The sequence below is a fragment of the Streptococcus toyakuensis genome, assembly GCF_024346585.1.
Classification (GTDB): Bacteria; Bacillota; Bacilli; order Lactobacillales; family Streptococcaceae; genus Streptococcus; species Streptococcus toyakuensis.
On the sequence record NZ_AP024523.1, the window covers coordinates 307,953 to 322,921 of the forward strand.

The following is a 14,969-nucleotide window of genomic DNA, read 5'->3' on the forward strand; positions in this document are numbered from 1 at the left end:
TGAAAAAGTGAAAAAACTTGACAAATAAAATTTTTTTGGTAGAAATACGCCTAAATATTCTGAAAATTCGTTTACTTTTTAGAAGATATATGTTATAATTTCCAATATGCTAAAATTTTTCAATAGGAGTTACAAACATGAAAAAAAGTAGAGTATTTGTTGCAGCAGGAATTGCTTTATTAGCAACAGGTGTGTTAGTTGCTTGTGGAAATTCGAAATCATCTGATTCGACAGCTCCAAAAGCCTACGGCTATGTTTATTCAGCTGATCCAGAAACATTGGACTATCTTATCTCTGGAAAACAGAGTACGAAAGTGGCTACTTCAAACGGAATCGATGGCCTCTTTACAAATGACAAATATGGGAACTTGACTCCTGCGGTTGCAGAAGACTGGTCTGTATCAAAAGATGGATTGACTTATACCTACAAAATTCGTAAAGGTGTAAAATGGATGACATCTGATGGCGAAGAATATGCTGAAGTGACTGCTAAAGATTTCGTGAATGGATTGAAACATGCGGCAGATAAAAAATCAGAAGCGCTTTACCTAGCTGAAACTTCTGTTAAGGGTCTATCTGACTATTTGACAGGTAATTCAAAAGATTTCTCTACAGTAGGTATTAAAGCGGTTGATGATTATACTCTTGAGTATACTTTGAATCAACCAGAACCATACTGGAATTCTAAGATGGCTTACTCAATTTTCTGGCCGTTAAACGAAGAATTTGAAAAATCAAAAGGTTCTGATTTTGCTAAAGCAACAGATCCTACATCCTTACTTTATAACGGACCTTTCTTGCTTAAAGGTTTGACTGCTAAATCTTCTATCGAATTTGCTAAGAATGAGCAGTACTGGGATAAAGAGAATGTTCATTTAGATACAGTCACACTTGCATACTTTGATGGTTCAGACCAAGAATCACTTGAACGTAATTTTACAAGTGGAGCTTATAGTTTTGCTCGTCTTTACCCAACAAGTTCAAACTTCTCAAAAGTAGAGGAGTCATACAAGGATAATATTTTCTACACTCCATCAGGAGCTGGTGTCGGAGGTTTAGGTGTAAATATCGATCGTCAAAATTACAAATATACCTCTAAAACAACAGATGATGAGAAAACATCTACTAAGAAAGCTCTTCTTAACAAAGACTTCCGCCAAGCCTTGAACTTTGCCTTTGATCGTACAGCTTATTCTGCTCAAGTTAACGGTAAAGAAGGTGCTCCTCTAGCAGTTCGTAACCTATTTGTGAAACCGGACTTTGTTTCTGCAGGTGAAAAAACTTTCGGTGACTTGGTTGCTGAAAAAGTTACGACTTATGGAGACGAGTGGAAAAATGTAAACTTTGCTGATGGTCAAGACGGTCTCTTTAATGCTGACAAAGCTAAAGCAGAATTTGCTAAAGCTAAAACTGCTCTGGAAGCAGAAGGTGTGAAATTCCCTATCCATTTGGATGTTCCAGTAGACCAAACGTCTAAAAACTATATTGCACGTATTCAGTCGTTCAAACAATCAGTTGAAAAAGTTTTAGGCGAAGCAAATGTTGTCGTCGATATTCAACAAATTTCTAAAGATGAATTCTTTAATGTGACTTATTATGCTGCTAATGCGGCGGCTGAGGATTGGGATCTTTCAGGTGCTGTTGGATGGAATCCTGACTATGAAGATCCATCAACTTATCTTGACATCCTTAAATCAACTAATAGTGAGCAAACGAAAACTTATATGGGCTATGATGACCCATCAAATGCAGCTACAGCAAAAGTTGGTATGAAAGATTACGATAAATTGCTTGATGAAGCTGGAAAAGAAACAAGTGATCTTAACAAGCGTTATGAAAAATATGCTGCTGCTCAAGCTTGGTTGACAGACAGCTCACTCTTCTTACCAGCTATGTCTTCTAGTGGTGCTGCACCATTTATTTCTCGTGTTGTACCATTCTCAGCTTCTTATAGCCAATCTGGAGATAAAGCTTCAGATGTCTACTTCAAATATGTTCAGTTACAAGATAAGGTTGTAACAAAGGCTGATTATGAACAAGCTCGTGAGAAATGGCTCAAAGAGAAAAAAGAATCAAACGAAAAAGTTCAAAAAGAATTGACTAAACACGTTAAATAAATAACTCTCAAGAGAACTTTCTCTCCATGAGGAGAAGGTTCTTTTGGGATTTAAAAAGGAAACGATATGAAGAAATATATTTTTATGCGTGTCTTGCGTTCATTGTTGTCTATTTTCTTGGTGACAACTTTAACCTACACGATTATCTATACGATGGTACCTCGTAAATTGATTTTTAAACAGGATACCAACTATAATAAGATTGCAACTACTCCAGATAAACGAGATAACTATGAAAATACTGTTTATGAGCGTATGGGCTATATCGAGTATTACGATACCAAGGAGCTGCAAGAAAAAGCTAGTAAATTAGACTCATCGGTAACAGTTGATGCTAATGATAGCAATAAAGCGATTTATGAAAAATACATTAATCAATTAGGTAATGGTTGGACACTAGGTGTATTTTCAGAGAGTGGTCAGTTCTATGCTACGCGTGAAATTCCAATTTTTGAACGTGTTTTCAAATTCTATGCTAACTTGCTTGATATTGATCATACAAACAAGATACAAGACCCTGAAAATCCAAACTTAGAACGCTATCTTCGCTTTGAAAATGACCCTGCTATTGGATGGTCGTTGGTTGGTTCAGGTACAAAACATAAGTATCTGTTGTATTTTAACAACCAATTCCCATTTGTACACCAAAACTTTGTGAATGTTAATTTAGGTGATTCTTACCCAACTTATGCAAACACTCCCGTACTTCAAGTCATTACACAAGGTCAAGGACAAACAAAGACTGGACAAGTTCAATTCCCTACTGGTAAGAAGACTTCATCTGTAGATATTTACTCACGTACTTATAAATCACCTAGTCAGGCAGACGCTCGTGAGGTAGCCAACTATGGTAAAAATGATCCGTATACAGCTACAGAGAGCAACTATCAGTATCCATCAATGATTGCAAGCTCTGCTGTTGCTGGATTAATTGGTTTGATTATTTCGTATGCTATTGCAATCCCTCTTGGGTCTGCTATGGCTCGCCACAAGAATACTTGGATTGATAGCTTCTCGACAGGTGCTTTGACCTTCTTGCTTGCTCTTCCAACGATTGCTTTGGTTTATATTGTTCGTTTGATTGGATCATCTATTGGTCTTCCAGATTCGTTCCCTATCTTGGGTGCTGGAGATTGGCGTTCTTATGTCTTGCCAGCAGTTATTCTAGGGTTGCTAGGAGCACCAAGTACAGCTATCTGGATTCGTCGTTACATGATTGATTTGCAATCTCAAGACTTCGTTCGTTTTGCTCGTGCCAAAGGTTTGTCTGAAAAAGAAATTTCAAACAAACATATCTTTAAAAACGCAATGGTTCCTTTGGTTTCAGGTATTCCTGGTGCCGTTATCGGAGTTATCGGTGGTGCAACTCTTACTGAAACAGTCTTCGCCTTCCCAGGTATGGGTAAAATGTTGATTGACTCTGTAAAAGCATCTAATAACTCTATGGTCGTAGGTCTTGTCTTCATCTTTACATGTATTTCTATCTTCTCACTTCTTTTGGGAGATATTTGGATGACTATTATTGACCCACGTATTAAATTGACTGAGAAAGGAGGCAAATAATGTCTACAATCGATAAAGAAAAATTTCAGTTCGTAAAACGTGACGATTTTGCCTCTGAAGCCATTGATGCGCCAGCCTATTCATACTGGGGCTCAGTGTTTAGACAATTTATGAAGAAGAAATCAACTGTAGTCATGTTGGGAATCTTGGTAGCTATCATTTTGATGAGTTTCATCTACCCAATGTTTTCTAAGTTTGATTTCAATGATGTCAGCAAAGTAAACGACTTTAGTGCTCGTTATATCAAGCCAAATGCTGAGCATTGGTTCGGTACAGACAGTAACGGTAAATCTCTCTTTGACGGTGTCTGGTTCGGAGCTCGTAACTCTATCCTCATTTCTGTGATTGCGACAGTGATTAACTTGGTTATCGGTGTTTTTGTCGGTGGTATTTGGGGAATTTCAAAATCAGTTGACCGTGTGATGATGGAAGTTTATAATGTCATCTCAAACATCCCATCTCTTTTGATTGTCATTGTCTTGACTTACTCAATCGGAGCTGGATTCTGGAATCTGATTTTTGCTATGAGTGTGACTACTTGGATTGGTATTGCTTACTCAATTCGTATTCAGATCATGCGTTATCGTGACTTGGAGTATAACCTTGCTTCACGTACACTTGGAACACCAACCTTTAAGATTGTTGTAAAAAACATTATGCCACAATTGGTATCTGTTATCGTTACGACGACATCTCAAATGCTTCCAGCCTTTATCTCATACGAAGCTTTCCTTTCATTCTTTGGACTTGGATTGCCGATTACAGTTCCAAGTTTAGGTCGTTTGATTTCAGATTACTCTCAGAACGTAACGACAAATGCATACCTCTTCTGGATTCCATTGACAACTCTTGTCTTGGTATCCTTATCCCTTTTCGTAGTTGGTCAAAACTTAGCGGATGCTAGTGATCCACGTACACATAGATAGGAGTAGAAATGACAAAAGAAAAAAATGTAATTTTGACTGCTCGCGATATTGTCGTGGAATTTGACGTTCGTGACAAAGTATTGACAGCCATTCGCGGCGTTTCCCTTGAACTAGTTGAAGGAGAAGTATTAGCCTTGGTAGGTGAGTCAGGATCAGGAAAATCTGTTTTGACAAAGACTTTCACAGGTATGCTTGAAGAAAATGGTCGCATTGCCCAAGGTGGCATTGACTACCGTGGTCAAGATTTGACAGCTTTATCTTCTCACAAGGATTGGGAACAAATTCGTGGCGCTAAGATTGCGACTATCTTCCAAGATCCAATGACTAGTTTGGACCCAATTAAAACAATTGGTAGTCAGATTACAGAAGTTATTGTAAAACACCAAGGAAAAACAGCTAAAGAAGCGAAAGAATTGGCCATTGACTACATGAATAAGGTTGGGATTCCAGATGCAGATAGACGTTTTGATGAATACCCATTCCAATATTCTGGAGGAATGCGTCAACGTATCGTTATTGCGATTGCTCTTGCCTGCCGACCTGATGTCTTGATTTGTGATGAGCCAACGACTGCCTTGGATGTGACCATCCAAGCTCAGATTATTGATTTGTTGAAATCTTTACAAAACGAGTACCATTTCACAACAATCTTTATCACCCACGACCTTGGTGTGGTGGCAAGTATTGCAGATAAGGTAGCGGTTATGTATGCAGGAGAAATCGTTGAGTATGGAACTGTTGAGGAAGTCTTCTATGACCCTCGCCATCCATATACATGGAGTCTCTTGTCTAGCTTGCCTCAGCTTGCTGATGATAAAGGGGATCTTTACTCAATCCCAGGAACACCTCCGTCACTTTATACTGACCTGAAAGGGGATGCCTTTGCCTTGCGTTCTGACTATGCAATGCAAATTGACTTCGAACAAAAAGCTCCTCAATTCTCAGTATCAGAGACACATTGGGCTAAAACTTGGCTACTTCATGAGGATGCTCCAAAAGTAGAAAAACCAGCTGTGATTGCAAATCTTCATGATAAGATTCGTGAAAAAATGGGATTTGCCCATCTGGCTGACTAGGAGGAAGGAAATGTCTGAAAAATTAGTAGAAATCAAAGATTTAGAAATTTCCTTCGGTGAAGGAAGTAAGAAGTTTGTCGCAGTTAAAAATGCTAACTTCTTTATCAACAAGGGAGAAACTTTCTCGCTTGTAGGTGAGTCAGGTAGTGGGAAAACAACTATTGGTCGTGCCATCATCGGTCTTAATGATACAAGTAATGGGGATATCATTTTTGATGGTCAAAAGATTAATGGTAAGAAATCGCGTGAACAAGCTGCAGAATTGATTCGTCGTATCCAGATGATTTTTCAAGATCCTGCCGCAAGTTTGAATGAACGTGCGACTGTTGATTATATTATTTCTGAAGGTCTTTACAATCATCATCTGTTCAAGGATGAAGAAGAACGTAAAGAGAAAGTTAAAAATATTATCCGTGAAGTGGGGCTTCTTGCTGAGCACTTGACTCGTTACCCTCATGAATTCTCAGGTGGTCAACGTCAACGTATCGGTATTGCCCGTGCCTTGGTCATGCAACCAGACTTTGTTATTGCGGATGAGCCCATTTCAGCCTTGGACGTTTCTGTGCGTGCTCAAGTCTTGAACTTGCTCAAAAAATTCCAAAAAGAACTTGGTTTGACCTATCTCTTCATCGCCCATGACTTGTCTGTCGTTCGCTTTATTTCAGATCGTATCGCAGTTATTTACAAGGGTGTTATTGTAGAGGTTGCAGAAACAGAAGAATTGTTTAACAATCCAATTCATCCATATACTCAAGCCTTGCTTTCAGCGGTACCAATCCCAGATCCAATCTTGGAACGTAAGAAGGTCTTGAAGGTTTACGACCCAAGTCAACACGACTATGAGACTGATAAGCCATCTATGGTAGAAATCCGTCCAGGTCACTATGTTTGGGCTAACCAAGCCGAATTAGCGCGTTACCAACAAGGGTTAAACTAATAATGGTTTTATAATTTCCATATCAATTTTTATGGGAATTATAAACCTTTTTTTGTTGGACTGATTTGAAAAAATCTTTGAAAGTATCCTGAAAGAATTTTCGAAAAATTTTAAAAAATTCTGAAATATTCTTGACAGCTGATGAAAAAGGTGGTAAGATAGGAAACATCAAAAAAGAAAGCAGAAAAAGAAATGAATAAGAAACAAGCTGCAACGATGAATCAAAACTTTTACTTTAGCTACTTTAGATAGTGTTTGTAGACATGTCACCATGGATGCAAACAGTTCAAGCAATTTGTTTGTATCTATGTGGCTAAGATTTTTGATTGTGGTCCATATAGATGAATATCTAAATGGACTAGCTAAGTTGTAACTTGTTAGATTATTTCAAGCATCCGTTTAGGTATTATCTAGGCGGTTTTTTGTTTTATACTCTTCGAAAATCAAATTCAAACCACGTCAACGTCGCCTTGCCGTACTCAAGTACAGCCTGCGGCTAGTTTCCTAGTTTGCTCTTTGATTTTCATTGAGTATTATCTTTTCTGAGAAGGAGTTTCATTATGAAAGTTGTTCGAAAATTACTAGCACCCCTCTTGGTAGTGGGAATTCTCTTGACCTCTCTGATCAGTTTGCATCAGTTGAAGGCAGATAAGAAAAAAGATGTGTTTCGTATCGGTATTTCGCAATTTATTACCCACCAGTCCTTAGACGCTACTAGAGAAGGGTTTGTGGATGAGCTAGCCAAGCAAGGCTATGTTGAGGGGAAAAATATCGAGATTGATTTGCAAAATGCACAGGGAGAACAACGAAATCTAAAAACGATTTCCCAGCAACTAGCAGAATCTAGTGATGTCGTTCTAGCTATCGCAACGCCTTCTGCTCAGAGCTTGGCCAATACAACACAAACGACACCTGTTATCTTTTCAGCGGTAACAGATCCTGTCAGTGCCAAGTTGGTTGAGTCAAGAGAGCATCCTGGGGGCAATGTAACTGGGACAAGCGATCAGTCATCAGATGCCATTTCAACCCAAATCAATTTGATAAAGAAAGTGTTGCCAAAAGCTAAAACAATTGGAATTCTTTATACTCAGAGTGAGCCAAACTCAGTTGTCCAAAAGGATGAAGCTAAGCGTCTTCTGGAAGAAAAAGGCTTTACCGTTGTTGAAAAAACAATCTTGGACAGTAACAACGTCAAGGCGGCTGCAGAAAGCTTGATGGCAGAGGTGGATATGGTTTTTGTACCAACGGATAATATCATTTCATCAACCATGGAAACAGTCAAGCAGGTTTCTATTAAACACAAGGTTCCAGTATTCGGTGGTTCAACAGAAATGGTTGCGGTTGGTGGCTTGTATAACTACGGAACCAATTATGAAGAATTGGGACGTCAGACAGCAAGAATGCTGGTTCGTGTCTTAAAAGGTGAGAAGCCAGAAAATATAGCAGTTGAGTTGCCTGAAAAACTGGAATTACATACAAATCAAGAAATGGCAGATGCATTGGGAATTGATATTAGTAAGTTAGAAGGCAAGGAATAAGGAGGTTTAAGATGAATTTTGTATTATCTAGTTTATCAGAAGGTTTATTGTGGTCGATTATGGCGATTGGGGTTTACTTGACTTTCCGTATTTTGGATATTGCGGATATGACTGCTGAAGGTGCCTTTCCACTTGGGGCGGCTGTCGTCGTATCTCAGATACAGGCAGGGATAAATCCTTGGATTGCGACCTTACTTGCTTTGCTGGCAGGTATGGTAGCAGGTCTTGTATCAGGAATGCTCCATACCAAGATGAAAATTCCAGCTCTCTTGACAGGGATTGTGACCTTGACAGGGCTTTATTCCATCAATATTAAAATCATGGGAAGTGTGCCTAATCTTTCCTTGGGAGATTCTTCAACTGTCTTTAAACAATTAGCGAGCTTGGGGATGACAACTGAAGAAGCTGTTTTCACGCTCAGCTTGGTTTGTCTCTTACTTGTTTGTTTGGTCTTGACTCTTTTGATGAAAACGGAGATTGGCTTGGTTTTGCGTTCGACTGGGGACAATATTCCTATGAGTGAGGCTAATGGGGTCAATGTAGACACCATGAAGATTGTTGGTTATATGATTTCAAATGGTTTGATTGCCCTGTGTGGTTCCTTGTTCGCTCAAAATGATGGATTTTCAGATGTGACTTCTGGGACAGGAACCATCGTTGTTGGCTTGAGTGCAGTCATTATTGCAGAAGTATTGATACACGACTTGACCATTGGAGGTCGCTTGTTATCCATCGGAATCGGTGCTATTGTTTACCGTTTGATTATTTTAAATATCTATGAAATTCCAAATCTAGATCAAAATTTGGTTCGTCTCTTTAATGCAATCTTGTTAGCCTTGGTTCTATTTGCACCAGAGTTGCAAAAGAGATTAAAGATTCGTGGTTTGAAACTGAGAAATGAATAGGAGGAGAAAGTTATGGCAAGTTTGTTAACACTTGAAAATATTCATAAAACATTTGAAGCAGGTACGGTCAATGAAAACCATGTCCTCAAAGGATTAGATTTAGAGGTTGAAGAGGGAGATTTTATCTCTGTGATTGGTGGAAATGGCGCAGGGAAATCCACTTTGATGAATATCTTGGCTGGAAATCTATCTGTGGACGAAGGGGACCTTTTGTTGGAAGGGAAATCCATTAAAAATCTGAGTGTACGAAAGAGAGCCAAGGATATTGCCCGTGTTTTTCAAGATCCTAAGATGGGGACAGCTTCTCGTTTGACGATTGAGGAGAATATGGCTATTGCCTTGAGACGTGGGCAGAAGAGAGGACTTGGTTGGGGCGTGAAGGAGAAGGATAGAATCCAGTTCCAAGAGGCCTTAAAAGAATTGAATATCGGTCTTGAAAATCGCTTGAAAGTAGATACTCAATACCTTTCAGGAGGACAAAGACAGGCCTTGACCCTAGTCATGGCAGCCTTGGTGAAGCCTAAGCTCTTGTTATTGGATGAACACACTGCGGCCCTTGACCCGAAAACGAGTCAAATGGTGATGGATTTGACGCAAAAGATTGTGGAGCACCATCAGTTGACTACTCTGATGATTACCCACGATATGAACCATGCGATTGAGTACGGTAATCGTCTCATTATGCTCTATCAAGGCAAGATAGTGGTTGATGTCAAAGGAGAAGAGAAAAAGCATCTGACAGTTGAAGACCTCATGCATCTCTTCCAGAAAAATAGTGGCCAAAGCCTCGTCAGTGATGAATTGGTTTTGGGATAAAGAAAAAGGCTGAAATCTAGTGTTTCAGTCTTTTATTTCTTACGTTTTGCAAAATCTACAAATCTGAATTTTTCGAGTTTATGGCGGCTTTCAGTAAACTGAAACTGGCGCCCGTCTTGGAGATAGACTTTTGACTTGATTGAAACGACATAAGGGTCTTTGCCTATGTCCATGAGAATCTTGTCTCTGTCATTTGAGTGGTCAATGGTTATTTCCTTTTGAGCATAATCAATAAGGAGTTTGAGGTCGTCCTCTATATAAGAATAGATGGACTGCTCAGCAATTTGGCGAGTGATATTTGGGATTAGTTCCATATCCAGATAGTCCGTATCCAGAACGGATACCAGATCATCCACCACACGCTGGCGGACCACCTTCCAAACCATACGAAACTCTGGGAAGCCAGTTATTAGTGAGGATTTTTTATCAATAATAATCTTGTCCAGACTGACCACGTTGGTTTTAGAGCGCAGTCTAAGTTCTTGAACTAGTTCTTGGTAGCTGGTTAGGTTGGATACAGGGAAATTGACAGTTTCTTCTTTGACGACTTGAGAACCTTGCCCTCTTATCTTTTTGATCAATCCTTCCTCTTGGAGGAGAGACAGGGCTTTTCGGACGGTATCACGGCTTACCTGATACTGGTTCATAAGGTCGTGCTCACTAGGAAGGAACTCTCCGACAGCGTAAGTCTCGTTTTGAATGGTTTCTTGGATTTGCTTAAATAATCGTTGGTATTTCTTCATTTTGCTTCCTTAAATGGCTTTTTAGTCTAGTTTAATGAACACCTGTATCTATTTTACCATACAAGTCCCAGAAAAATGACAAAAAAATTCTCTTTTTATGCCAAACAAGTTGCATACAAGTTTGGTATCGTTTACAATATACTTATCAAATCAAACTTGCTTTGACAAGTATAAGGAGAATCAAATGGGAAAATTTGAACAAGAAGCCAAAGATTTGCTTCAAGCAATTGGAGGCAAAGAAAATGTGACTGCCGTAACCCACTGTGCGACACGGATGCGGTTTGTTTTAGGAGATGATAAAAAGGCTAATGTTAAGGCTATCGAGTCAATTCCAGCTGTTAAAGGAACCTTTACCAATGCAGGTCAATTTCAGGTGATTATTGGGAATGATGTGCCCATCTTTTATAATGATTTTACAGCTGTTTCAGGCATTGAGGGTGTTTCTAAAGAAGCAGCCAAGTCAGCAGCTAAGAGTAATCAAAACGTGGTCCAACGTGTCATGACCACTCTGGCGGAAATCTTTACTCCGATTATTCCAGCCTTGATTGTTGGTGGATTGATCCTCGGTTTTCGTAATGTCTTGGAAGGTGTCCATTGGTCTATGTTGGATGGTAAGACCATCACAGAAACCTCTCAGTTTTGGGCAGGTGTCAATCACTTCCTCTGGTTGCCTGGTGAAGCTATCTTCCAGTTCTTACCAGTAGGGATTACTTGGTCTGTATCTCGTAAGATGGGAACCAGCCAGATTTTAGGAATTGTGCTCGGAATCTGTTTGGTTTCTCCTCAGTTGCTTAATGCCTATGCGGTTGCTTCGACACCTGCATCAGAAATTGCAGCAAACTGGGTTTGGAATTTTGGCTATTTTACTGTTAATCGTATCGGTTACCAAGCCCAAGTTATCCCAGCCTTGCTTGCAGGTTTGAGTCTGTCTTATCTTGAAATTTTCTGGCGCAAGCATATCCCAGAAGTGATTTCTATGATTTTTGTACCTTTCTTGTCTTTAATTCCAGCCTTGATTTTGGCTCATACTGTTTTGGGACCAATCGGTTGGACAATCGGGCAAGGACTTTCATCAGTTGTCTTGGCAGGATTAACTGGTCCTGTTAAATGGCTCTTCGGTGCAATTTTTGGTGCCCTCTACGCTCCATTTGTCATTACAGGTCTGCACCATATGACCAATGCTATTGATACACAATTGATTGCAGATGCTGGTGGAACTGCCCTCTGGCCTATGATTGCTCTTTCTAATATTGCCCAAGGTTCGGCCGTATTTGCTTACTATTTCATGCACCGTCATGATGAGCGTGAGGCTCAGGTTTCACTTCCTGCCACTATTTCAGCCTATCTCGGTGTCACAGAACCAGCCCTCTTTGGGGTTAATGTAAAATATATTTATCCATTTGTAGCTGGAATGACTGGTTCAGCCCTTGCAGGCATGTTATCCGTTACTTTTAATGTGACTGCGGCTTCTATTGGTATCGGTGGTTTGCCAGGTATCCTCTCTATTCAACCTCAATACATGCTGCCATTTGCAGGAACTATGCTAGTCGCTATTCTTGTTCCAATGCTCTTGACTTTCTTCTTCCGCAAGGCTGGTTTCTTTACAAAAACTGAGGATGATACAGACTTGCAGGCAGAATTCGTTGCACAAGAAGAAGCAGAATTTGTGAGCCATGAACCAGTAGAACATACTCCAGTAGAAATTGTTAGCCCACTTGAAGGACAAGTAAAAGAACTAAGTCAAGCAACTGATCCAGTCTTTGCTTCAGGTGTCATGGGGCAAGGTCTGGTCATTGAACCAAGTCAAGGTGAGTTGACTTCTCCAGTCAATGGGACAGTTACGGTTCTTTTCCCTACCAAGCATGCCATCGGTATTGTCTCTGACGAGGGGGTGGAATTGCTCATTCACATCGGTATGGATACAGTAGGTCTGGATGGCAAAGGTTTTGAAAGTTTTGTAGCCCAAGGAGACCATGTCACAGTTGGTCAGAAACTGATTCGTTTTGATATGGATGTCATTAAGGCCGCAGGCCTGGTAACAGAAACTCCTGTTATCATCACCAACCAAGATGCTTATACAGCGACCATCACTGGAACTTATCCGACAACAATCCAAGCTGGAGAAGCTCTCATGGTCGCAACACGAATCTAATCAAAATAGCACAAATAGGGAAGGAAGACTGCTTCCTCCCTTTTATCAGAAAAGGAGAAACAGATGACACTTGATAAAGGAAAAGTAGTCTATCAAATCTATCCAAAATCTTACAAAGACACCACTGGCAATGGTATTGGGGACTTACGTGGAATTATCGAAAAAATCCCCTATCTAGCCAAGTTGGGCGTGGATATGGTCTGGCTCAATCCATTCTATCCAAGCCCTCAACGGGATAATGGTTACGATATTTCAGATTATATGGCAGTTGATCCTCTTTTTGGTGATATGGCTGATTTTGAGGAAATGGTGCGTGTCGGTCAAGAGCACAAGATTGTCTTTATGCTGGACATGGTACTCAATCATTGTTCGACAGAGCATGAATGGTTTCAGAAAGCCCTAGCTGGTGACAAGTATTATCAAGACTTTTTCTTCATCCAAGACCAACCAACAGACTGGCAGTCTAAGTTTGGTGGCTCTGCATGGGCGCCCTTTGGGAATACAGGGAAATACTACCTTCACCTCTTTGATGAGACCCAGGCTGATCTTAACTGGCGCAATCCCAATGTCCGTAAGGAGCTTTTCAAGGTTGTTAATTTTTGGCGCGATAAGGGTGTCAAAGGTTTCCGATTTGATGTGATCAATTTGATTGGCAAGGACGAGGTCTTAGTGGATTGTCCTGAAAATGAAGGAAAGCCAGCTTACACAGACAAGCCCATCGTTCATGACTATTTGCGTATGATGAATCAAGCCACTTTTGGTTCCGACGATAGCTTTATGACAGTTGGGGAAATGTCTTCTACAACTATGGAAAATTGTGTCCTCTATTCATCGCCTGACCGTCAGGAATTATCCATGACATTTAATTTTCATCACCTCAAGGTGGACTACAAAGATGGACAAAAGTGGACCTTGGCTCCCTTTGATTTTGAAGAGTTGAAAAGTCTTTATCATAGCTGGTGCAAGGAGATGAGTGATAAAGATGGGTGGAGCGCTCTCTTCTGGAACAATCACGACCAACCACGCGCTTTAAACCGTTTTGTCGATATTCAGAACTTTCGCAAGGAAGGGGCTACCATGCTAGCAGCCAGCATTCACCTGTCACGTGGAACACCTTATATTTATATGGGCGAGGAAATCGGAATGGTTGACCCAGACTATGATTCCATGGCTGACTATGTGGATGTCGAGTCCATCAATGCCTATCAGATGCTCTTAGAAGAAGGGAAGAGTCAGGAAGAAGCCTTCCAGATTATTCAGGCTAAGTCGCGTGATAATTCACGAATTCCCATGCAGTGGGATGCTTCGGAAAATGCAGGATTTACAGTAGGGACACCTTGGCTCAAGGCAGGAAAATCCTCCCCTCACATCAATGTAGAAAATGAAATCCAAGGCCCGATTTTCACCTTCTACCAAGACTTGATTCGACTTCGTAAAGAAATGCCTATCATCTCAGAAGGAAGTTACAAACCAGCTTTTGAAGACAGTCAGCAAGTCTACGCTTTTGAACGCCAGCATGAGGATCAAAAGTTACTAGTGCTCAATAATTTTTATGCCACAGAAGTGGAAATCGACTTATCAGTAGCCTACCAAAATGGACGAATTTTGATTTCAAACTATGAAGATGCAGAAGTGTCTGAAAAAATTCTACTCAAACCTTATCAAACACTGGCTATCCATGTAAATTAAACTCAGTAAGGAGCTCTCTTTCGCAGAAAAGCAGGGTTCTTTTTGCTGTCTATTCCCTCCCTGAAAGCGTAAAACAAACTGGTCAGGGTGGCTAGTTTGTGGTATAATGAAAGAGACTTAAAAAGAAACAGGAGAAATATGATGGATTTACTTTTAGCAATTGTATTGATTGTGCTAGCTTTTCTAGGAGGAGCTCTTGGAGGAATGTACTTGATTCGTAAGCAAATTGAAAAAGAATTCGCTGACAACCCACGTTTGAATGCTGAAGCAGTTCGTACTCTTTTGAGTGCAAATGGTCAAAAACCAAGCGAAGCTAAGGTACAACAAGTTTACCACCAAATCATCCGCCAACAAAAAGCAGCCCTTGCTAACAATAAAAAGAAAAAATAAATAAGGAAAAGTCTGGGATGAAAGTTCCAGACTTCTCACTATGTTGGCTAAGGGTTTAGGGATGAGACTTTTTCCTTGCATTCTATTGATATTTGATTATGATTAAGAGAGATAGTT

Annotated in this window: 12 protein-coding genes; 11 read left to right on the forward strand and 1 reads right to left on the reverse strand. The window is 40.1% G+C overall.

Annotation, left to right across the window (positions count from 1 at the left end):
* The first annotated feature begins 137 nt into the window (after window positions 1-137).
* The 8 genes from STYK_RS01620 (at window position 138) to STYK_RS01655 (ending at window position 9,878) form a co-directional block, all read left to right on the forward strand.
* Entirely contained in the window at window positions 138-2,117 is a 1,980-nt protein-coding gene (locus STYK_RS01620; protein ID WP_261805117.1) for a peptide ABC transporter substrate-binding protein, read from the forward strand.
* 66 nt (window positions 2,118-2,183) lie between these two features.
* Window positions 2,184-3,680, forward strand: a complete 1,497-nt coding sequence (locus STYK_RS01625; protein WP_261805118.1) for an ABC transporter permease — start codon at window positions 2,184-2,186, stop codon at window positions 3,678-3,680.
* On the forward strand, window positions 3,680-4,606 hold the full coding sequence (oppC, locus tag STYK_RS01630) for an oligopeptide ABC transporter permease OppC (protein WP_004255894.1): 927 nt from the start codon (window positions 3,680-3,682) through the stop codon (window positions 4,604-4,606). Before STYK_RS01625 ends, oppC begins: the two co-directional genes overlap by 1 nt.
* 8 nt (window positions 4,607-4,614) lie before the next feature.
* On the forward strand, window positions 4,615-5,682 hold the full coding sequence (locus STYK_RS01635) for an ABC transporter ATP-binding protein (RefSeq protein ID WP_084927004.1): 1,068 nt from the start codon (window positions 4,615-4,617) through the stop codon (window positions 5,680-5,682).
* 10 nt (window positions 5,683-5,692) lie between these two features.
* On the forward strand, window positions 5,693-6,619 hold the full coding sequence (locus STYK_RS01640) for an ATP-binding cassette domain-containing protein (RefSeq protein WP_001291284.1): 927 nt from the start codon (window positions 5,693-5,695) through the stop codon (window positions 6,617-6,619).
* A gap of 560 nt (window positions 6,620-7,179) precedes the next feature.
* The gene (locus STYK_RS01645; RefSeq protein ID WP_000869840.1) at window positions 7,180-8,157 is read left to right on the forward strand and encodes an ABC transporter substrate-binding protein; all 978 of its coding nucleotides are present in this window, start codon (window positions 7,180-7,182) and stop codon (window positions 8,155-8,157) included.
* Between the two features lie 11 nt (window positions 8,158-8,168).
* Entirely contained in the window at window positions 8,169-9,062 is an 894-nt protein-coding gene (locus tag STYK_RS01650; RefSeq protein ID WP_023947094.1) for an ABC transporter permease, read from the forward strand.
* A 12-nt stretch (window positions 9,063-9,074) separates the two neighbouring features.
* The gene (locus tag STYK_RS01655) at window positions 9,075-9,878 is read left to right on the forward strand and encodes an ABC transporter ATP-binding protein (RefSeq protein ID WP_000157668.1); all 804 of its coding nucleotides are present in this window, start codon (window positions 9,075-9,077) and stop codon (window positions 9,876-9,878) included.
* Between the two features lie 32 nt (window positions 9,879-9,910).
* On the opposite strand, the gene treR is transcribed toward STYK_RS01655, so the two are convergent.
* Window positions 9,911-10,621, reverse strand: a complete 711-nt coding sequence (gene treR, locus STYK_RS01660; RefSeq protein ID WP_227325707.1) for a trehalose operon repressor — start codon at window positions 10,619-10,621, stop codon at window positions 9,911-9,913.
* Window positions 10,622-10,805: 184 nt separating this feature from the next.
* Here treR and treP point away from each other — a divergent pair, with 184 nt between their 5' ends.
* The 3 genes from treP to STYK_RS01675 all read left to right on the forward strand — a co-directional run bounded on the left by treP (window position 10,806) and on the right by STYK_RS01675 (window position 14,852).
* Window positions 10,806-12,773 carry a PTS system trehalose-specific EIIBC component gene (treP, locus tag STYK_RS01665; protein ID WP_223330200.1) on the forward strand — a complete coding sequence of 656 codons (1,968 nt, stop codon included), beginning with the start codon at window positions 10,806-10,808 and terminating at the stop codon, window positions 12,771-12,773.
* 63 nt (window positions 12,774-12,836) lie between these two features.
* Window positions 12,837-14,462: an alpha,alpha-phosphotrehalase gene (treC, locus tag STYK_RS01670; protein WP_261805119.1), complete on the forward strand. Its 1,626-nt coding sequence runs from the start codon at window positions 12,837-12,839 to the stop codon at window positions 14,460-14,462.
* Between the two features lie 141 nt (window positions 14,463-14,603).
* Window positions 14,604-14,852, forward strand: a complete 249-nt coding sequence (locus STYK_RS01675) for a YneF family protein (protein WP_076984790.1) — start codon at window positions 14,604-14,606, stop codon at window positions 14,850-14,852.
* Window positions 14,853-14,969: the final 117 nt, after the last annotated feature.